We start from the raw sequence: 21,565 nt of genomic DNA on the forward strand, positions 1-21,565 counted from the left end.
CACCCTAGAATAGGAATGAAAAGGCTTTACTATTTACTAGAAAATAAATTTAGCCTGGAAAATATATTCATTCTAAATTAATCTTAATATTATGATTATTACTATTATTTTATTAAATTTATGAAAGTTTAACAATCATCTTATTTAACGTTTGTTAAATTTTATATCATAAAGCACGATAAAAAATGAATATTTCTTTAACAATAAGAAAGCATTTGCTTTTTCATTTCACACTCTTAAGCATAACATTTTCGGCACAGCTACCCGATACAATTAAAAAAAATCCGAAAGAAATAGTTAATTATCCTCAATTACAATTCAAAGGGCTTTTTCAGGCACGCTATCTTGTCGGAATGTCCAAAGATATAGATGTAAATGGGCTTCATCATTCTGATGGCAGTGGCACCGATAACAATTTCATGGTCAAGTACATGAGAGTTCAGGCAAAAGCACAAATCAGCAAAAGCACAGAAGTCGTTGTTCTTGCGAATCTCGCCGACTTTAAAAATGATCCGAAATCCAGAGTTCTCGAAAATGCTTATTTGAAATATACTTTCAATCCAAAATTAGCCTTTACTGTTGGCCAGTTCCGCCCGTGGTTCGGAATCGAAGAAACCTACCCTATTGACCTCATCAAGTCTCTAGACTGGTCCAACCAATATACCGAATTTGGAAAATTAGGCTGGACAAGTTTCCAAATTGGACTTTCCGCAACGGGACAATTAGAATTTGAAGGAATTCCTTTTCAGTACGCAGTTTCTATCGTTAATGGAAATGGTAAAAATCAGGTCATTGATAATGATAATGGTAAACAGTACTCTACTCGACTTGTTTTTGGCTTAGACAAAAAACACAATTTAAATCTTGGACTAAATGGGGGTATTGGAGATGTTTTTGGTAAAAAAATTTATGGTGTTGGCATTGACCTGACTTCATTGGTCAATTTTGATTCGAAATGGAGTCTCGATATGCAACTCGAAATTAAGCAAGCGACCAATCATCCTTTATATTTTGCTGTAGCTCCAGAATTAAGATCAAAAGATATCAATCAATACCAAATTCGAGGGGCATACTTTTTACCAAATTTACGATACGAAATCAATCATAAAAATTTAAGTGCACTAGAATTATCATGTCGTTATGAATACCTAGATACTAATTTCAAAACAAACTCCAATCCACGCCAAACCATTACACCCATGATCGGACTCGAATTCTTGAAAGATTATGGTGCTAGATTACAGCTAGGAATGCAGTTAGATCGTTACAAAAATCAAAAAGAAAACTCAACACAATACAACAGTAATCTGCTCATAGTCCAAGTACAAAGTAGATTCTAATTCCTAATTTTAAACCAATTATTATGAAAGAGATAAACATAAAAGGTGTTGTAATCACCTTTGCCGTGGCACTTACAATATGGTTCATTCCTGCCCCTCAAGGCGTTGCCGAAAATGCATGGCATCTATTCGCAATTTTTGCAGCGACAATTCTTGGCATTATTTTAAAAGCAGCTCCAATGGGAACCATGTGTATGATGGCAATCGGGCTCACCGCACTTACACAGGTTGTAGCACCTGGTGATGCAGGACAATCCATCACAAAATCGCTCTCAGGTTTTGGAGATAAAGTCATTTGGCTGATTGGGATTTCATTCTTTATCGCAAGAGGCTTTATCAAAACAGGCTTGGGGAACAGAATTGCCTTTTTATTTATCCGAGTTTTTGGAAAAAGTTCATTAGGCTTAGCGTACGGATTGGGTTTAGCAGATATGTGTCTTGCTCCTGCAATCCCTAGTAATACAGCAAGAGGAGGCGGAATTATCTATCCAATAATGAAGTCTATGGCAATGAGCTTTGGCTCAGTTCCTGATAAACAGGAAACGCATAGAAAACTGGGTTCTTTTCTTACCCTGAACAGCTATTACATGAACCTTATCTCTTCTTCTATGTTTCTTACCGGGACAGCAAGTAACCCGATGTGTCAGAAATTTGCTGCAGGATTTGGAATAGACATTACTTGGATGTCTTGGGCAGCAGCAGGTTTTGTTCCCGGTTTGGTGGCGTTTTTCGTAGTACCTTTGGTTTTATACAAATTATATCCGCCTGAACTTAAAAAAACTGCAGATGCTCCCAAAATGGCTGCAGAAAAACTAAAAGAAATGGGACCTATCACTAAAAATGAATGGCTGATGTTATTAGCATTTTTCATTTTATTAGGACTTTGGATTTTTGGGGGAGCGTTATCCATAGATGCTACTACAACAGCTTTCATTGGGCTTACTTTACTTTTATTAACTTCTGTTCTTACTTGGGAAGATGTAAAATCTGAAAAAGGAGCTTGGGACACCATTGTTTGGTTTGCTGTTTTGGTGATGATGGCAAGTTCACTGAATGAATTAGGATTTATCGGTTGGTTCAGCGATCTGATTAAAGCAAAAATCGGTGGGATGACTTGGACTCTTGCTTTTCCGGTGATTATTTTGGTTTACTTTTTCAGTCATTATATTTTCGCTAGTGCAACGGCTCATGTTGCTGCAATGTATGCTGCGTTACTTGGTGTGGGCATAGCTGTAGGAATACCACCAATGTTGTTAGCAATGATGCTTGGTTTTATGGGCTCGATTTATGGGGTATTGACGCATTACGGTCACGGTCCTGCTCCAGTATTTTTCGGAAGTGGCTATGTCGACTTAAAATCTTGGTGGCTTAGAGGTTTAGAAATAGGCATTGTTCTGCTAATTATTTATATGGTAGTTGGTGGACTTTGGATGAAAATTTTGGGTTATTATTAATTTTAATTGAAAAAAATATGCTGTCTACATTATCAAGAAAAATGCTGATGTGTCTTACAGGACTTTTTCTGAGTTTCTTCCTATTGATTCATTTCTTAGGGAATCTTCAGTTATTTTTACCTCAGGAGCAAGCGCATTTGCAGTTTAATGCCTATTCACATTTTCTTTCGGGAAATATTATCATCAAAATGGTGTCTTATGTATTGTATGCGAGTATTATTCTTCATGCTATGGATGGATTAATAATCACGTTGAAAAATAAAAAATCAGGAGGAAATTATCAATCTGAAAGACGCGGAAGAGCCAGTAAATGGGAATCTAGAAATATGGGAATTCTCGGAACAATATTATTAATTTTCTTGGTGATTCACTTTCAGAATTTCTGGTATGTTTACAAATTCGGGAATCCTCCTTTAGATGAAAACGGAAATAAAGACCTTTACATTCTAGTCGTAACTGTTTTTAAAGAATGGTGGTACGTCATTATTTATGTTTTGTCGATGATTGCCTTATGCTATCATCTCATTCACGGGATTTACAGTGCTGTCAGAACTTTAGGATTGTACCACCCGAAGTTTGTAAAATGGTTTAAAACCATCGGGATTGCTTATTCAGTCATCATCAGTGTTGGGTTTGCTTTGATGCCAATTTATGTATTCTTCACCGCCAATTAAATTGAGAAACTATGATTTTAAATTCAAAAATACCTGAGGGTCCATTAGAAAAAAAATGGGAAAACTATAAGAAAACAGCCAAATTGGTTAATCCTGCCAATCGGAAAAAACTTGATATTATCGTTGTTGGGACAGGTTTGGCAGGAAGTTCTATCGCTGCATCTTTGGGCGAAATGGGTTATAATGTAAAGTCATTTTGCTTTCAAGACAGTCCCAGAAGAGCGCATTCCGTGGCTGCACAAGGTGGTGTAAATGCTGCTAAAAACTATAAAAATGATGGCGACAGCATTTACAGAATGTTTGTAGATACCCTGAAAGGCGGAGATTTCCGTGCGCGTGAAGCCAATGTTTACAGAATGGCAGAATGTTCTCTAAATCTCATCGATCAGGCGGTTGCACAAGGCGTTCCGTTCGGAAGAGAATATGGTGGTTATTTGAACAACCGTTCTTTCGGAGGTGTACAGGTTAGCAGAACTTTTTACGCAAGAGGACAAACTGGGCAGCAATTACTTCTGGGAGCTTATCAAGCTTTGATGCGACAGGTTGGTAAGAAAAGTGTTCAATTATTTTCGAGACACGAAATGCTCGATTTAGTAATGATAGACGGAAAAGCAAGAGGAATTATTGTAAGAAATTTAGACACCGGAGAAATCGAAAGGCACGCTGCTCACGCTGTTGTTTTAGCAACAGGCGGTTATGGGAAAATTTATTATTTATCAACTTTGGCGATGGGCTGCAATGGTTCTGCGATTTGGCGAGCTCACAAAAAAGGAGCGTTGATGGCTTCTCCAAGCTGGATTCAGGTGCATCCTACTTCATTGCCACAATCTGGAGATTATCAATCGAAATTAACTTTGATGTCAGAATCTTTACGAAATGATGGCAGAATCTGGGTTCCACTCAAAGAAAATGAAACCAGAAAACCTAATGACATTCCCGAGAACGAAAGAGATTATTATCTGGAAAGACGATATCCTGCTTTTGGAAATCTCGCCCCAAGAGATATTTCATCAAGAGCTGCTAAAGAAAGAATTGATGCCGGTTTCGGAATTGGTCCTTTGAAAAATGCCGTTTATCTTGATTTTTCTAAAGCTATAAATGAACAAGGAAAAGAAAAAATTCAGGAGAAATATGGCAATTTATTCGATATGTATCTTAAAATCACAGGTTATAATGCTTATGAAGAACCGATGATGATTTCTCCTTCTGCACATTTTTCGATGGGCGGACTTTGGGTAGATTATGAATTAATGACCACAATTCCAGGATTATTTGCGCTAGGTGAAGCTAATTTTGCTGACCACGGAGCCAATCGACTGGGCGCAAATTCTTTACTTCAAGCTTCTGTAGATGGCTATTTTATTGCGCCTTACACGATTGCCAATTATTTATCGAATGAAATTCATACCGGAAAAATTTCAACCGAAAACATTGAATTTGAGAAAGCAGAAAATCAAGTTAAACAACAAATTGAAGGTTTTATCAGCATTCATGGAACAAAAACCGTTGATTATTTTCATAAAGCTTTAGGTAAATTACTTTACGATTATTGTGGTTTAGCCCGAAATGAAGAAGGTTTAAAATTCGCCATCAAAGAAATCCGAAAGTTAAAAAATGAGTTTTATAAAGATGTAAAAGTTTCCGGAGAAGCCGACAAAATGAATTCGGAGCTAGAAAAAGCAGGTCGCGTAGCCGATTATTTTGAAATTGGAGAATTGATGTGCTACGATGCTTTAACCAGAAATGAATCTTGTGGCGCGCATTTTCGAGAAGAATACCAAACTCCGGATGGTGAAGCTTTGAGAAATGATTCGGAATTTCAATTCATCTCGGCTTGGGCTTGGAAAGGCGAAAATAGCGAGCCAGAACTCATTAAAGAACCTTTAATTTTTGAAGAAATACAGCCAACTGTAAGAAGTTATAAATAAAAACAGAAACTATGGATTTACACCTTAAAATATGGAGACAGAAGAGCCGAAACAGCGAAGGAAAGCTTGTGAATTATGATTTGAAAGCTCTTAATCCGCATATGTCTTTTCTGGAAATGCTCGACACACTGAATGAAAAACTGATTTTGGAAGGCGAAGAACCCGTAGAATTCGATCACGACTGTCGGGAAGGCATCTGTGGGCAATGTGGTGTGATGATAAACGGTTTGGCTCACGGTCCGTTGGAACATACAACCACTTGCCAGCTCCATCTTCGCTCTTTTACAGATGGCGAGACGATTGTTATTGAACCCTTCCGTGCAGAGGCTTTTCCCGTAAAAAAAGATTTAAAAGTTGACCGTTCTGCTTTCGACAGAATTATTTCTTCCGGTGGATTTGTTTCTATTAATACCGGTCAAGCTCCCGATGCCACTGCAATTGCCGTTACGCATCAGACCGCAGAAGAAGCTTTTGATTCCGCCGCTTGTATCGGTTGTGGAGCGTGTGTAGCAACCTGTAAAAACGGAAGTGCTGCATTATTCACATCAGCAAAAATATCACATCTTGTATTGCTTCCCCAAGGGAAAGAAGAACGAAGTACAAGAGTTCTGAATATGGTAAAACAGATGGATTCTGAACACTTTGGACACTGCTCCAACACAGAAGCCTGCGAAGTAGAATGTCCGCAAGGTATTTCTGTCCTCAATATTGCCAGAATGAATTTTGAATACAGTCGGGCTTTGTTTTTTAGGAAGAAGTAGTATTATTACTAATTAAATATTTTATTCTTAAAATCAAAAGAAGTTCAAAAATCAACCACAGAACAATCAAATGAACAACGGAGTTTAGATTATCCGATAATGACCCTCCGGATTGTACGATAGAAATGTAAGTTTTTAAAAAAGGTGAAGTTGGTAACGTATCAGACAATAGTTGTACAAACTTTGGTAAAGCCTGATAAGGCATAGAATATCCTGTAATTAAAAAAATAGGATAAGACGAAAATACCAACACTTGAAAAACAAGTAATTTGGTTTTGAAAAAACTGCCAATCAGCATCGCTAATGTCGTAATTGCGATGACAAATAAGCCATAGATAAATGCTAAATCAAAATAATGCCCTCTCATATCTACATCGAAAACCGAAAAATTAACGATCGTAAAAAAGGCTCCGAAAATCATAAACACAATCCCATAAAATAAAGTTTTCCCAAGCACTATTTTCGAAATATTTCCTCTGGAAGTTTCATAGAGATTGCTTAATTTTTTATCTTCTCTTTCTGATGCAAAAGCCGCAGCAACACCTATCAGAAGCGTTTGTTGTAAGATAATTGCTAATAATCCAGGCAACAGAAAATCGCCATAAGTCATCCCAGAATTATACAATGGGCGGTAATCCATATTGATAGGATTAGTCATTTTCATGGCTTCATCATCACCCATACCCTGTTTATTAAAATAGGTTTTTCTCACGCCTGCTCCAACCGTTAAGCAAACTTTGCTGACTGTACTAAGCAAATCACTCGAAGGTAAAAATCTCGAAGCATTAAGTACCACATTAACGTTCGCTTGTTTCTGCGATAAAATATTCTTTTCGAAACCCGACTCAATATAAAAATAGCCTTGAACCTCGCCACCATACATTTTCTCATTTGCTTCAGAAAGATTAGAACTTGGGATAATCTCTATCATCGGTGTAGAATCAAACTGTTGCGTGAGCAGTCGGGAAATAGCTGTCCCATCATTATCAACCAATGCCAGCTTCACTTTTTCTTCGCCTTTATTAAAGTAAATACTTCCGTAAATAAAGGCATAAAGAATGGGTGCTAAAAGCAAAATTAAAAATAAACTGGAATCTTTTGAAACATTCCTTACTTCTCTTTTTAATACATTAAAAATCAATTTCATAACTGTTTAGATTTTAAATGAAAATTGATTTTTTTCTGAAAAAATAATATACTCAATGGGAAAGTAAGTCCAATGAAAACCAATAGTTTCATCATTTCTGAAGTTGCATAAGACAGCGGAAGCTCCATAAAATACAGCTTAATAAAACCATCCAAAAAGTGAGTAAAAGGCATTATATCAGCATAAAACTGATCATACCAAGGCATTGCCCATCTTGGAAACGTAAAGCCACTGAAGACGAAAGCCGGAGAAGTAAAAAACATGGCTACATCTGTCACAAAAAGAAGATTATTAGAAATCGCAGAAAGCATCATTCCGATACCTATACACGCCAACGACATCAAGGTATAAATCAGGAAAAAATTAAAATCGGTCTGCGGTTTTCCCAAGTCATAAATAGGGAAAACAAGGTAAGCAATTAATACAAAAAGGATCCACGAAATGCAGAGATGAGCTAACATTTTCCCAATGATGATGTGAGATGATGATGTGGAAATCTGTAAAAGTTCATCAATTGTATTTCTTTTAAACTCCAGATTCAAAATTAAAACTGATGCTACAATAAGAGCCATCTGAAGTCCAACAGTTATCAAACCTGGTGTTAGATACAGCTGATAATTAAAATCCGGATTATACAGGGTGGTCGCATTCAGTTTAATCGGCTGAACCAATGTCTTTGCTTTGTCAGCGGGCATTCCCTGTTTTTCTGCTTTTTGAAGAACTACCGCTAATCCACCTTTAATAATAACTTCTGCCGCACCTTTATAAATCATTTTTGCAGGGACTAGATACGCGCCATTGGTATAAAGCGTGATGTTAGACTGATGGTTTTTCTTAACATCAGATTCCATATCTTTAGGAAAATGGATAGCACCGAAGATTTTTCCTTCTTGCATCAGTTTTTCAATTTCTGCATTACTGTTAGCAGTTGTCGTAAATGTAATAAACTCGTTATGCTCCATCATATCGGTCAATGTTCTGGAAACTGAAGATTGGTCTTCGTCCCAAACTGCCATCGGAAGTTCTTTAGCAAATTGTTTCTGATAAATCAATCCATAAAAAAGAAAAATGATAGGCGGTATAACCAACAAAACCACATAAAAATTAGGAATCGAAAAAATCCGTTTCCATTCTCTAATCATGATTTGGCTAATGGCTTTCAATGGTTTAAAATCTTTTAATCGAAAATAAGTTGCGCTGTCATTCCAGAACGTAATCCTTTGATGGCATTGGCATTTTCTGGTCTCACTTTTATCTGAAAAGTTCTCAGTTCAAATTCGCCGTTTTGTTTTTCCGGAACCCAATCTGCATAGCCTAAAGCAGGTGCTAGTTCTACCACAGTTCCTTGTACATTTTCGGGTACACAACCAGGAATTTTCATTGTCACTTTACTGCCTTTATCAATTTTAGTCATTTGATTTTGACGGATATTGAATTTAACAAAAAAAGAATTATCCTTCTGAATCGTCATCATTGGATAACCAGCATTAACCATCTCGCCTTTGTTAGAAATTACGGTAGAAATTCTTCCTGCAGCGGGTGCTTTTATGGATGCATTATCTTTAATCTCCTGCGCGAGTTCGTCGGCACCTTTTGCTTGATTGAGTAAAGCCTGTGCAGAATTTTTAATTTCCTGATTATTGCCACGTTGCAAAAGCTGAACATTCAGATTTGCGGTTTCCAATTCCTTTTGAGCAGCTTTGTATTTAAAATAAATCACATCCCTTTCTTGTCCGGAAACTACACCTTCCGAATACAGCGTCTGAAAACGAGAATAGGTTTTATTCATTAAATCCATTTGCTGTTTGGCAATTTGCTGAAGGTTCTCTGCTGATTTCAAAACTTCTGGCTCTACACCACGATTTATTTTATCTAATTGATTCTGTGCTATGGTTACAGCATCAGAAACCTGAGCCTTGATGGTTTCTATCTCAGAGGTTTTCATCTGAGCTATAGTCTGCCCTTCTTTTACCTCGTCGCCTTCTTTTACCAAAATGTCAACCACTCTTCCGGGTAAAGATGCGGAAACATCCACAAATTCTGCATCTACCATTCCTATGACTGTTTCTTTATTATTCTCTGAGGATTTATTTTGAAAAAGATAAATCAATGCAATAACCAATACAATAATCGGAATAAAAACGGCCCAATAGTTTTTTATAAAGTTTTTCATATTGTTATCAGTTTAAGGAATATAATTGGTAATATTTTCGATGTTTCCTGTGATATAAAAATAAGTTGCAATTACGGTTTGGTAAGCCACTAAAGATGTGTAATACAATTTTTCGGTTTCATATTGTAACTGCAAAGCATCGTTAACATCTTTTACCGAAGACAGACTGTTTTCCATTCTTTTCCTTACCATATCAGTGGTGGTATAGGTCTGCTTTCTAGCAGCATCAAAAGTTTCATTCTGTTCTTTGAAACTCAATAATTTATTTTCAGAAATTTTGGTTGCCAAATCCAAAGATTTTTGTTTTTGATTGATAAGAAGATCGGCTTCTTTTACCAAAGATTGGGATGCTAGATTTCTGGATTTTCTTTCTGGATCAAAAATTGTCCATTGCATTTCTATCCCAACCAGCCAAGGCGGTGTGATAAGCGGAAGGTCTTTGCGGAAAAACTGATAATTCCCTATTGCGAAAATGTTAGGTCTTGACAAAGATTTAGTAATGTCATTGGTGGTCTCAGCCTCTTTCTTTTTACTTAATAATAATTTTAAATCTGTATTTTTTTCAGATGAAGTAAAATTGGGAACCTCAATACTTTCGTTTAGTTCTTCATTGATTTCTAATGGCTCATCGAGAGAAATCCCCATTAAATCCTTCAAGGTAAAAAGGGTATTTTCTTTTTCGAGTTTTAGATTTTTAAGATTGGTTTCGCCTTGAAGCTTGGTAATGTTAGACCAGTTTTTCAAATATGGAGGGATGATTTCTGCTTTAAGAAGATTCTGAGCATAATTTTCATTTTTTTCTAGAGATTCTACTATTTTTTCCTGCTTTCTAATCATTGAATTAAGATACATCACCTGAATATAATTCAAGGCAATGTTATATGCCGTGAGATCTTGGAAGGATTCCAAATTCGCTTTTCCACTTTCAACCTGTTGTTTGGTTAGTTCTTTTGCAGCATTAAGTTTACCACCTAGATAAATTGGCTGTCTAACAAGAATTCCTGCCAAGAAATAACTTTGCTTTGCAATGGCAGGATTATAATTGGGATAAACAGCACTGATGATATCTTTTGAAGTCTGATAAATCACATTCTGAACCTGTTGCGGCAGTGGATTCCCGGTAATTTGTTGATAAACAGCATTCGCAGAATTTGCACTTTGGCTGGCAGAACCGTCAACAATCCCGTCTTTTACTTGCTGCATATTGATTCGGATAGGCTCACCGATGTAATTATAACCGCCTATAAAATCGACTTTGGGTAGATTGTTATTTTTACTGGATTGTAAAAGTTGTTGCCTTGTTTCCAGAGATTGTTCTGCCAACTTTACAGCCGTATTATTGTATTTTCCTTTTTCTATACATTGCTTTAATGTATACTGCTGACAAAGGATTTTTGAAGAAAAAAATATAAATAAAACAAACAGAATTTTCCTGAATTTCATAATTCTTAAAATTTTCTAAAAAAAACAATTACATTATTATAATTAAATATTGATAAATTAAAATGAAAAACAAATAACCCTTGACTAATATTATTAAAACTGCATGACTTTTCATTTTCTTAAAGATAACAAAAAATCAACAATGACACCAAGACATCTCAGTCTTTTAACATTTTTCAATATATTCACTATAAATTCTATTGCTATATTATATTGCTATTAATAAGGCGAAGAAAGAGGCCTAAAGCATAATTACTGATCTATCTTTTTCCGTTCAAAAAAACAGCATTTTACCATTTGGTTTTAAAAAAGGTCTTACTATGAACAAGTTGATACTATTAGTTTTTTAATCCTAATAGTTAATCAATTCTTGTAAGTTTTAACATGATTGTATATTCTCCCTAAGAAATATTACTAAGAGTATTGATATTTGAAAGATTATTTTCATTTTCTCCAATCCCATGGCGGAATCGGGTTTGGGTCTTGCCAAAGACCTATTTTATTTTTGCGGGCACTCATTTCCAATTCTGAGTAAGTCTCATCTCTGGAGTATTTCTTATAGTGCCATGCCATCCCTTTTTTCACCATTTCTTGATTCACATTTTGTCCGGCATTATTAAAAACTACAGAAATATATCTTCCATTTCTATCTTTGGAACTCCATTCCAATCGAACAATCTGCCCAAAACACAACTCTGAAAGTGCTTCTTTTGCTTTATTACCAAACGGCTGTTTGCCTCTTTTCTCTGGACAATCAATATGTGCTAATCGGATTTTAATGGGCAATTCTCCATATAAAACTTCCATCGTATCGCCATCTATTATTCTGATGACTTTTGCAGTAATTTTTTTTTCTTGACTTTTAGGTGCTGGCTTCTCTACAAAAGATATTTTATCTGATGATGTATTTCTGTTAGTATTGGGTCTATGTCGTTCACAAGCAATAAGAATAGAAAGAAAAAACACATAATTAAAAACTACTTTTACTCCCATCCGCACAGTGTTTTTCCCATTCCTTTTGCTTTCTTTATCGCAACTTTAACAATTTTATGCTGGCAATTAGAAAGTCCACGACAGCGTGATGTGTAATGGTATTTTTTTCCTCCAGAACTATCACATAGGTACACGTCAGAATTCTGGCTTTCGGTTTTTATTATTGTTCCCTTACCACTCAACAATCCAATGGCTACCATTACATCTACGATATTCCAAAGGGTTCTTCCTAATGCTATTTTTAGAAATGGTTGAAAAAGTACTGCTAATGCAACAAAAACAAAAACTTCGGTCATTCTTTTTTTTCTGTAAGCATCAATTGCTAAATATGAGAACCCAACTAAAGCTAGAAAACGTACTAATTGATAATATCCATAAGGCATTTTTAAAAGACAAAGAAGGAGAATTACTGCCAATATTATTTTGATATAGTTTTTCACTTGGTCTTCCATTCTATTCTAAAATGATTATGTTTTTATTATAATCGATCGATACTTTTCCAAAGCGTGATAATGCAGACTGCCCCAATAATAAAGGAGAATCAATGTTATCTGATACACTTGCTTGGATGTTTTTTAAAACTTTATTTCCAATTTTAACCTCTTTAAGATTAATAATAGTACCCTCCGAAATTCCGCCTGTTGCATCCTGATAATTTTGCTTACCAATAATATCATTTTCATCAAGAGTCCCTTGTTTTACCAATACTAATGCTTCAGCAGGAGAAATGAAAATAGAACTTGCTCCTGTGTCAAAAATGAATTTCAGTGGAATTCTGTTTACTTCAATCCAAACATACGTTACTCCATCCTTTCTTTCCATTGGTAAGGCATTTTGTTCCTTCTTTGCCGAAATATTACCGGAAATTTCATTATTAATGGTAATAGAATCATTATTTTCAGAATTCAGAATATTTTCTATAGAGGTAGAAGAAAAATCATTATTGCTTTTTTCCTCACTTTGGCTATTACTAAGGTACTTAGCATCAGGATGTTTGCAACTATTTAAGATTATCAATGGTAATAGGCTTATCAGTAATCTTATCATTCGTTTGTGATTTATTTCTTTTGTCGGTTTCTTGGTCTTTGTCTATAGGAATGGGTGAAGAAGGTTTTAATTCTTGAACAATTTTTTCTTGATAGATTGGAATCTGAAGATGGTCTGTTTTTGTCATCTCTTTTTTATCGTTAAAATTGCCAGGATTTTTTTGTATAAGATATTCGCCATATTCTTTTTTATTATTAGTATACGGCTTGCCAATATCAGTTGGGTTTGCTTTGTAAAGTCGAGAAACCACAGTGTCAATAGGCATAGGAAGTTTATTTTCCAAAAACTGCCTCTCAATAGTTTTTTCTGTTTCCAACTCACTTAAGTTACCTGTTGGTTCTGGGATCAATTTTATATGATTAAGAGAGTCTCCTACTTTAGTTTCCTCATTATTAACAACATTTTCTGTAGAAACTGTTATAATTTGGTTTTCAGTTTTAAAGAAAAAATTCCATACAAAAAAACCACCTACGGCTAATAACAAAATAGCACCAAGAATGACGAAGATTTCTTTTTGAGAAAAGCCTTCTGAGTTTTTACGCGCTTTACTTGATCTAATAGGATAGATATTTTCCCAATTATCAGTTATATTATTACTCAAATTATCAGTTATTTTTCTATCTTGAATAGATGATAATTGTGAAGGCCTAGAAAAAGATTTTTTTTCATCATTAAAAAATGATTTTACCTTAACAAATTCATTTTCAAATTGTTTTCGTTCCGATATTTTTAAGGTATTTGTATTAAGTTTATTGTATAATTCTTTTAAAGCAACAATCTGTTTATCGTATGAACTTTTACTCGAAGTTAGATTTCTAACTGATTCTTCAATTTTTTCAGCATTTTTTTTATGAATCTCTTTATTTTTATCAATTATTTCTTCTTGATTCTTAGAGAAAGATTCTTTATCTTTTTCTAATGTATCAAGTTCTTTAAGTAATTTATCCGCAAGTTCTTTTTGAATTTTTATTTTATCAGATTCGAAAGACTTTATCACTTCGCTTAATTGTTTTACTTCACCAACTTCCTGAACTAATTCATAAAATCCTTTTTTCTGAACGAATATAACAACAGGTTCGTCATCTGTAAAGTAGATAGTATCATAATTGTTGAGTAACTCTAATGATCTGATAAAGGTTTGCTGAATATTACTTAAAGATGTGTAAACAAGTAGATTTCTCTTTTTTTCCGAAGCATCAATTTCAGTAATACTATTGGCTTCTACTTTGAGAAAAGATGTACCAGGTACATCTACGCTAAAATCATTAGATGATTTTACCATAATAACACGATCCTTTATATTTTTCGGATTAGATATAAGATTATCCAAAAGATTATCCAACACTTTTACAATATCTGAAATATTCGCAATACCGTTAGTATTGATAACAGATGCGCCCACAAAAGTACCTCCCCTTGACGAGCCTTGTTCAGAAGCGTATGAATATTTAATAAAAGAAATAATTGTATCCTTACCAACCATTTCTTTTCTCACAGCATACAATTCTTTCGTAGATTCAAAAAGTTGGATTGCCGTTGGATTGAGATCATATTTTTTAATACTTTTCACTTCTCCTGCAATAGTTTGTGTAAAACCATTCGGATTACCAAATGTTCCAAAAATGCTTAACGAAATATTTTCTTTCATTGTATTATTTTAATCCCAAAGACCATTTTAACTGTTCCCACCATCCACCTTCATAATCCAGACTAGTACCAGAAATGCTTTTATACAACCATTTGGATAATATTTCTGCAGAATTCAAGTTTAATGATGTTATTTTATCTGTACCATTACTATTCTCTAGCTGCCCAACTGTATAGTATGTTTTTGCCAAACCGTTTGTTTCTAAAAATTGATAGGTCATGGGTAGTCTTTCTTTGATGAAATAATCCAAATCTTCAGAACTAGGTTCCTGATTGCCGGATTTATCCCATTTGGAAACAACTAATACCAAATTAATTTTCCTTAAATTTTTTCCTTCATTTTCTAGCAAATAAAGAAATTCATTTAATAGAGTGTCTTCTACATGGGCAACATCATATCCTGTAACTAAAATAAAAGTAATAGGAATATCTGCTTTAAGGTACTGGGAAATACTACCATGATAAGCACCACCTCTCCTAATCTCATTATGATTTTCACCAGATGCTTCTAAAAAGGTTACATTGATGGGATTTACTTTTTTAGATTTATTATTAGGCTCAAAAACCAAATCCATACGGGTAACCTGATCTCTTACGGTTCTGGTTGGTAAAATACCCTTACGTATATTTTCAAAAAAATCTGAAAGCAATACCATTGCCTCTCTACTGTTTGGGGTGTTTTTTTGAGGTCGGATTACTCCAAATTTTGTGCGTAAAGTATATAATATAGATGATAAAATGACAGATTTTCCTGATTGGCCAGTACCAAAAAAAAACACATAATTACTATTACTATTTTTAATGTCTGAAACGTTAATTCCCGCTTCTAGTGGCACAAAGTTATCTACAGGAATGCTAGAAGAAGCACTTTGGTTAAAACCAGATAATGGTTTCAAATCTTCATCCTCGGTAATACTTGATGGCAAAGGCGTTGGCTGATTTTCTTTATAGTTTTCCAAATCATCATATTCTTCTCTATTTCCAAATGAAAGTCGTTTATAATCATTTGAATTATCATCATTAAATGATAACGGTTTTAAATCATCACTCATAATTAATCAATTAAAGTTTTACTTCTTGTTTTGTTACCAAAAATACTTTCATCTCTTTTACGACCATTACTATCATTATCGGTAACTAAAAGAACAATAATCATAATACCAAAATCTAATAAGATACATCCTAGTAATACGACAAATTGGTACATTCCGAAGTTATCTATTGCATGTCGAAAAGCATAGCCAATCTTACCTACTTCTTGTGCAGTTGATTTTGTGGGTACAAAATGATATTTATTAGATCCAAAAGTTGTTTCCGCTCTATTTCCAAGTTTATTATAGTCAAGAACCATTTCATCAATCATCCCAACCGCAGTTGAATTTATTATCTCTGGAGATTGTGCAATTAATTGTTGTGTTTTTTTGTTCCAGTTTAGAACTGCAGCATCTAAATCTACCTTTAATTTTTTTTCATCCGGATTTAATACCTCAAGCATATCAACTATCTGTTGCCCCATCCTTTCTGCAAGATCTCTGTAGCCAGATGTCGTTTGGTTAACAGGTGTAAGTGGAGTAACAGCTTTTCCTAATTTTTTTTCGATTCTACCAATAATAGACCTAGCCTCCGGACCAATGCCAGAATTTGCCGGATCTTGGATTTGGATCATAAGCTGATTAGTATCTCCCAAAATTTCTTGTCTGGTTTTTGAGTCCACACTATATGTTAACCTACTATCTACATCAGCCTGTAGAGAATTAAGTTGATCATTAACTTTTTTCAATTCAGTAGAATAGATTTCAGTCTTCATAAACCTTGTGTATAGTGCATTAAAGTTCGCTATAAAGCAAAATGAAGCAATAAAAATGTACATTAATATTAGACCTGTAGAGCTTTTACCTTCCATTTTAGCCTGGCGCAACATCCATATCAAGAAAAGTAATAGGAGAGATAGCACTAATGCTATAACAAATGACGCTCCCCCAAAAATTTGACTTAATCCGAGCCATGTCTGCCAAAAACTAACACCAATTAACATTAATGCCAGAATAGCCAAAAATAAATCTGTCGCTTTAATTTTCATATACAATTATTTTAATAAATATTTTCTGTTTCTTTTTTAACTCTATTTAGAAGAGTACAAGCTTTATCATTGAATTTTTCACAAGATTGCCGAAGAAACTCTATAGCTTTATTGTTATCTTTTTCGACACCCTTACCTAGATAATAACACAATCCTAAATTGTAAAGAGCGTTTCCAAAACCTTGCTTCGAAAGATCTTCCCATAAGCTAACAGCCTCAATATAGGACTGTTCTACACCATCACCATTATAAAAACAATTAGCTAAAACCTCTTTCGCTTGTGGATATCCTTTTTCGACTGCCTCTTTCAGATGAACTACTGCTTTTGAAAAAGACTGTTCTCCAATGTCATTTGTACCATTATAAAAAGTCATTGCTTTTTCGTACTCTTCCTTACCATCAGGCACAGTCAGTGTTAGCGGTTTAGTATCTGTAAATGCGATATTTTTCTGTAATTTATTAATATTTATCTCTTGAATAAAGTTTGATCTTTTCGGATCATCTCCATATAAGTTGGTGCCGCGGTAGCCATCTTGAAAGAGCATCCACAAACCATAAAACGGAATAATCTGATACCAACCACTACTACCTAAATCGTGACATCTTTTTGCTCCCTGAGCTATAATAAACCAGAACAGTGGAATAAGAGATAAAGCAGAACTCCCAGCCAATTCATATTTTAATACATTCACTATTGATATGGTAACAAAATACAATACTACGCTAAGCCAATATTCGGTTCTTCTAATTCTTCCTGTAAATGAAAATGGTTTTCTAAACATATAAAACTAGTTTAATGGCTCCAAATTTATGACGACTTAAAGTTCTATTTTTACGGAAAACCATATTTTTATCAACTTTGTTAAATTGACTGTTTTTTTACTTCACTTTTAAAATTATTAATTATTTTTTTTTCTTATATAAAATAAAATTAGTTTACAATATTATCATATCAACAATGAAAAATCTAGTAAAAAGACTATTCTACTTCAATGGTCACATCTTGACTTTATCACACATTACTATTGTATCAAAATCAAATATTATGAATATTGCAATTGTAGGTGCCCGCGACTTTGAGGACTACGAAATTCGAAAAACGACTTTAAACTCTTACATCGAAAACAAAATTTGTGTAAGTTCTATTGTCTCCGGTGGTGCAAAAGGAGCCGACACTTTGGCGAAACGATATGCGGAAGATTTGTGAACTGAAATGATGGTTTACCGACAAAATTTCGAAAAATACGAGAACACTGCCACCCTAGGACGAAACACCCTTATTATCGAAAATTTGGATTTTGGATTCGCTTTTTGGGATGGCAAATCCCGAGGCACTTTAGATTCCATCAATAAAGCTAAAAAGATGGAAAAGCAACTTTTATCATCAGTTATTAGAAAAGAGCGGTTTTTTGGAATGTCTCCAAAGATTTAGATACTTTTCAGGATCTCAAATTATCAATTCCTGTTTGTAAAAACCTTACATATTCCTCCCGGATGGCTATTGGCTCAATAGACAATATACGTTCTGCATGAGTCAAAAGTTCCTGGTAGAAATCGTAAGTTGGAACCAAAGTCAATTCGACTTTTAGCTCAGCACTTGTATCTATCAAAATTCTTTGTGAGTGGTGAATTGGTAAAGATTTTACAAACATCCCTTGCCAAGGTTCAAACGCAATCACAATTTTTTGCGGTTCTTCTTCTAAGGTTGAGATAATACCAAATGAGTTGCTAAACATCTTCTCTATGTCTATCTCTTTTTTGATAAAAGTTGAGTTAGAAAATTCCAAATCAGAAATCCTATCCATACCAAATGTTTTAAGCAGAAAATCTTTACCGTCTTTTTCATTGGCCAATAAATACCAGCGGTTACGAAATTCCTTGACAGCGTAGGGCTCCACCACTCTTTTCTGAGGAATGCCTTCCCAAAATTTGGTGTATTGGAAACTAATAATTTTAGAATTTTTAATTGAGTAAACAATTCCCTCGAGGTTATCAAGACCAGATGCTTGCCTTTTTTCGAAGTACATTATTTTGTCGTAGTTTGCAGCCTGTTTATAAGCATTCATCAACAGTAGATTATCAAAAATAGTTTGCTGAGAATGGCTTTCGATATCGCTGACGATTTTATAGGTCATCGTGGAACGCTTAAACTTAATTTCGACACCCAATAATTCGTCCAAAATTTTTCGGTCCCTTTGGAATGTTTTTTCGCTGAATGCCAGTTCACCAACTGATTCTTTATAGAATTTCTCTTCCAGATGATCGGAAATTTCTTTGAAGGAAGCTCCATTGGTTTTTGATCGTAGAAAGGTAACTACGTTCATCAAGCGTAACATTTGATCTCTTTTTGCCATCGATATTATATTATACTGCAAATGTAAAACAGCAAATGGACAATAGACGTCCATTTACTGTTTTAATTAAAAAAAACCTCTTAATTAAATGAGGACTTTAAGCGTTAGCTCCTTTTACTCCAAGTTCTTCCTTCATTTTTTGAGTAATAAAGTCCTTTCGTTGTTGTTCCCAAGATTTCTTTTCCGGTGTCCGTTAAGTCTTGGAACTCACCTTGCGCTGAAGAACCGCTAAATCTAGTACTCCAAGATCTACCATCATTGGTAGAGTATTCTAGTTTTTTTGCATCTTTTGGGCTGATTCTAATCAGTTCTTTCCCTTTGTTAATCATTGTTGGCATATCGATTTGATTTTAAATTATACGACAAAAGTAAAATGCGACAAAGCCAATCTGTGACCGACAAAATATTTATTTTGATTTTTTTTAAAATGGCCCCACAATATTCAGCGGCGAAAAGTCTGGCTTAAGAGTCACGTACAGAAAAGTTTTATCTGTACTATTGACATTCTTATACTTGCCATCTATAAAGATTTGGGTACCATTAAAAATATGCTTTAATGAATTGAGAATTTCTTCTTCATGAACAATAGGCAACTTAGTTGAATGTTTGGATCCAAATTGAATTAAAACTTTTATTATTGGATTAAATATAGGAATGCGTTTTCCTAATTTAACTTTTAATTGGTCATTAATGTCCTTTCCACTACCATAAAAGCAATACACTGACGTTAATTCTGGGAATAAATCTAATGTCTGATATTTTAATCTTATCAAACTAATATATTCGTAAACCGGAAGCATTTCTTTTTGGAAATGATGATATTCTGTCCATTGTTTTAAAAGTAATTCTCCTTGAATAAATATTTGAAGCAGTTGATTTTTCTGGCGGGCGATTTCTATCTTATTATTATTCTGATTACCGGATGTTTTAATTTCTTTTGATTCTTTGAGGTGATCCTGTTTTTTTAAAAGTTCTTTTTCTAGAATTAAATTTTGATACTCGTTTTCTAATGATGCCACTATCCACAATAAATCGGTGTAATCTAATATCGAATTAGCATCCAAGAACCGTCGAGAATTCTGCACCAAATCTCTCAATAAATCATGGGCCTCAACAATCTGTTCTTGAGTGCAACTTGCCTTCTCATAATCTTGATCTTTAACAAAATTATTTTTCTTCTTTTCTAAACGGATAATTTTTAGTTGTGCCTCTAACAGCTCTTCTTTGGCGGATAAGTTTTCTAAATTCATAATCTTTTTTGCCAAATCTACAATCGCAAAAACCCAAAACGTGTCCAATAAAAAAAGATTCTCATGCGAGAATCTTCTGCCAATTAAATATTATTTATCAAGAAATTAGTTTTCAACCTTTCGTACATTTAATTTCCAATCATTGACAGCATCTAAAATAAAATTACAATATTCTTTATGTTTTATTGCTCTATTATTTGGATGATGTGCATGTAAAAGTAATTTTTCATTATTGCGATAAATGTGAAGATGTGGATTTTCTTTATTTACTTCTAGTTTCCCAAAGGTATTTTCCAAAAAATCGTAATCTATGTATCCCATTGTCGCACCAAATATTACAATGTTAGGATTAATAATTTCAATCTGATTATGAATAGCCTCTCTATTCTCATTGTAAAATTCTTGTATAGTAACTGGAAATGCTACACTTCCACCAGGAATTTTTTTAAGATTAATATACCCAACCTTCTGTAAGCAATCAATAATATTAGGATCTTTTGTAAAATCGCCCATCGAATCCCAATCTTCATTTTGAAATATACCGTTGGTCGTATAAACTATGGGAGTAAATGTATTTGCCCATCCATATCGTAGTCCATTTTCTGTTTTGATATCGTTTCGGAGAGCATCGGTCATATCCCAATCACAGTTATCAAGACTGTTGGCTTCTTTCAAAACCCATAAAATTTTCAAATCTTGCTTAAGGTATTGGTTAATGTCAACAATTCCGTCTTTAATGCATTTATTACCATTACCATCAGTAATATTTTCAAATCCCTCTCTAAAGTTTTGATCTAATTGTTCACCTAATTGTTCTTCAGTAATCATTATAATTTGTTTTTAATTTTTCAAAACTAATAAAAAGTTTCTCAATATTCTCTTTTCCTACAGGGTTTTGGATATGTACAACATACTGGGGAAGTTTTAATTGATGATCCAATCAAAACTCAACTAAAAAATTTCGCACAATCATAACGAGTTTTTACTTCACCCAAATCATGGTCGAATAAAATAAAATTTGGAATACCATTGTCGGAAATACATCGTGTAGAATCTTCGTACGAGTACACTTTTTCAAAATAATAGGGGCATGATATCATAAAGTACAATACATCATAAACAAAAAAAGCCCAAAAAAGCCCTATTAATAGGGTGTACAAGAAAAAAAAGCCAAAAACTGGGGGTCAACAAAAAGTGCAAAAAACTACCATTTACTACTGTTTATCTACCATAGATTGATCCATTAAATACCAACGTTTAAGACTTATTTACCA

21 protein-coding genes are annotated in these 21,565 nt (G+C 34.1%); 6 read left to right on the plus strand and 15 right to left on the minus strand.

Features of this window, described 5'->3' with window-relative positions; translation table 11 throughout:
• Positions 1-185 precede the first annotated feature (185 nt).
• The 5 genes from ACQQ6V_RS05525 to ACQQ6V_RS05545 are packed head-to-tail and all read left to right on the plus strand — an operon-like array spanning position 186 to position 6,157.
• Positions 186-1,340 carry a porin gene (locus ACQQ6V_RS05525; RefSeq protein ID WP_448844556.1) on the plus strand — a complete coding sequence of 385 codons (1,155 nt, stop codon included), beginning with the start codon at positions 186-188 and terminating at the stop codon, positions 1,338-1,340.
• Positions 1,341-1,363: 23 nt separating this feature from the next.
• Positions 1,364-2,794 carry an anion permease gene (locus ACQQ6V_RS05530; RefSeq protein ID WP_448844557.1) on the plus strand — a complete coding sequence of 477 codons (1,431 nt, stop codon included), beginning with the start codon at positions 1,364-1,366 and terminating at the stop codon, positions 2,792-2,794.
• Positions 2,795-2,811: 17 nt separating this feature from the next.
• Positions 2,812-3,468 (plus strand): succinate dehydrogenase cytochrome b subunit, encoded by a 657-nt coding sequence (locus ACQQ6V_RS05535; protein ID WP_448844558.1) that lies wholly within the window; start codon positions 2,812-2,814, stop codon positions 3,466-3,468.
• 11 nt (positions 3,469-3,479) lie between these two features.
• Complete coding sequence (locus ACQQ6V_RS05540; protein ID WP_448844559.1) at positions 3,480-5,396, plus strand: fumarate reductase/succinate dehydrogenase flavoprotein subunit; 1,917 nt, start codon at positions 3,480-3,482, stop codon at positions 5,394-5,396.
• 11 nt (positions 5,397-5,407) lie between these two features.
• On the plus strand, positions 5,408-6,157 hold the full coding sequence (locus ACQQ6V_RS05545) for a succinate dehydrogenase/fumarate reductase iron-sulfur subunit (protein WP_448844560.1): 750 nt from the start codon (positions 5,408-5,410) through the stop codon (positions 6,155-6,157).
• Here the strand turns inward: ACQQ6V_RS05545 and ACQQ6V_RS05550 are convergent.
• The 11 genes from ACQQ6V_RS05550 to ACQQ6V_RS05600 form a co-directional block, all read right to left on the minus strand.
• Positions 6,144-7,304, minus strand: coding sequence for an ABC transporter permease (locus ACQQ6V_RS05550; RefSeq protein ID WP_448844561.1), 1,161 nt, complete (start codon positions 7,302-7,304; stop codon positions 6,144-6,146). The genes ACQQ6V_RS05545 and ACQQ6V_RS05550 overlap by 14 nt on opposite strands.
• A complete protein-coding gene (locus ACQQ6V_RS05555; protein ID WP_448844562.1) occupies positions 7,301-8,467 on the minus strand; it encodes an ABC transporter permease in 1,167 nt (388 codons plus the stop codon). Before ACQQ6V_RS05555 ends, ACQQ6V_RS05550 begins: the two co-directional genes overlap by 4 nt.
• A 14-nt stretch (positions 8,468-8,481) precedes the next feature.
• The gene (locus ACQQ6V_RS05560; RefSeq protein WP_448844563.1) at positions 8,482-9,477 is read right to left on the minus strand and encodes an HlyD family secretion protein; all 996 of its coding nucleotides are present in this window, start codon (positions 9,475-9,477) and stop codon (positions 8,482-8,484) included.
• 12 nt (positions 9,478-9,489) lie between these two features.
• A complete protein-coding gene (locus ACQQ6V_RS05565; protein WP_448844564.1) occupies positions 9,490-10,920 on the minus strand; it encodes a TolC family protein in 1,431 nt (476 codons plus the stop codon).
• Between the two features lie 444 nt (positions 10,921-11,364).
• On the minus strand, positions 11,365-11,913 hold the full coding sequence (locus ACQQ6V_RS05570; protein WP_448844565.1) for a thermonuclease family protein: 549 nt from the start codon (positions 11,911-11,913) through the stop codon (positions 11,365-11,367).
• Entirely contained in the window at positions 11,904-12,365 is a 462-nt protein-coding gene (locus tag ACQQ6V_RS05575; protein ID WP_448844566.1) for a DUF6804 family protein, read from the minus strand. Before ACQQ6V_RS05575 ends, ACQQ6V_RS05570 begins: the two co-directional genes overlap by 10 nt.
• 1 nt (position 12,366) lies before the next feature.
• Complete coding sequence (locus ACQQ6V_RS05580; RefSeq protein ID WP_448844567.1) at positions 12,367-12,960, minus strand: retropepsin-like aspartic protease family protein; 594 nt, start codon at positions 12,958-12,960, stop codon at positions 12,367-12,369.
• The gene (locus ACQQ6V_RS05585; protein ID WP_448844568.1) at positions 12,914-14,608 is read right to left on the minus strand and encodes a hypothetical protein; all 1,695 of its coding nucleotides are present in this window, start codon (positions 14,606-14,608) and stop codon (positions 12,914-12,916) included. The genes ACQQ6V_RS05580 and ACQQ6V_RS05585 overlap by 47 nt, the downstream gene beginning before the upstream one ends.
• 4 nt (positions 14,609-14,612) lie before the next feature.
• Positions 14,613-15,659 carry a hypothetical protein gene (locus ACQQ6V_RS05590; RefSeq protein ID WP_448844569.1) on the minus strand — a complete coding sequence of 349 codons (1,047 nt, stop codon included), beginning with the start codon at positions 15,657-15,659 and terminating at the stop codon, positions 14,613-14,615.
• 2 nt (positions 15,660-15,661) lie between these two features.
• Positions 15,662-16,687, minus strand: coding sequence for a hypothetical protein (locus ACQQ6V_RS05595; protein WP_448844570.1), 1,026 nt, complete (start codon positions 16,685-16,687; stop codon positions 15,662-15,664).
• Between the two features lie 11 nt (positions 16,688-16,698).
• On the minus strand, positions 16,699-17,469 hold the full coding sequence (locus tag ACQQ6V_RS05600) for a DUF805 domain-containing protein (RefSeq protein WP_448844571.1): 771 nt from the start codon (positions 17,467-17,469) through the stop codon (positions 16,699-16,701).
• Positions 17,470-17,645: 176 nt separating this feature from the next.
• Here ACQQ6V_RS05600 and ACQQ6V_RS05605 point away from each other — a divergent pair, with 176 nt between their 5' ends.
• A complete protein-coding gene (locus ACQQ6V_RS05605; RefSeq protein ID WP_448844572.1) occupies positions 17,646-17,894 on the plus strand; it encodes an SLOG family protein in 249 nt (82 codons plus the stop codon).
• Positions 17,895-18,126: 232 nt separating this feature from the next.
• On the opposite strand, the gene ACQQ6V_RS05610 is transcribed toward ACQQ6V_RS05605, so the two are convergent.
• The 4 genes from ACQQ6V_RS05610 to ACQQ6V_RS05625 all read right to left on the minus strand — a co-directional run bounded on the left by ACQQ6V_RS05610 (position 18,127) and on the right by ACQQ6V_RS05625 (position 21,119).
• The gene (locus ACQQ6V_RS05610) at positions 18,127-19,041 is read right to left on the minus strand and encodes a helix-turn-helix transcriptional regulator (RefSeq protein WP_448844573.1); all 915 of its coding nucleotides are present in this window, start codon (positions 19,039-19,041) and stop codon (positions 18,127-18,129) included.
• 104 nt (positions 19,042-19,145) lie between these two features.
• Positions 19,146-19,379, minus strand: coding sequence for a beta propeller repeat protein (locus tag ACQQ6V_RS05615; RefSeq protein WP_448844574.1), 234 nt, complete (start codon positions 19,377-19,379; stop codon positions 19,146-19,148).
• An 84-nt stretch (positions 19,380-19,463) separates the two neighbouring features.
• Positions 19,464-20,291, minus strand: a complete 828-nt coding sequence (locus ACQQ6V_RS05620) for a hypothetical protein (protein WP_448844575.1) — start codon at positions 20,289-20,291, stop codon at positions 19,464-19,466.
• Between the two features lie 105 nt (positions 20,292-20,396).
• The gene (locus tag ACQQ6V_RS05625) at positions 20,397-21,119 is read right to left on the minus strand and encodes a hypothetical protein (RefSeq protein WP_448844576.1); all 723 of its coding nucleotides are present in this window, start codon (positions 21,117-21,119) and stop codon (positions 20,397-20,399) included.
• Between the last annotated feature and the right edge of the window lie 446 nt (positions 21,120-21,565).

It is taken from the genome of Chryseobacterium electrogenes (assembly GCF_053553015.1).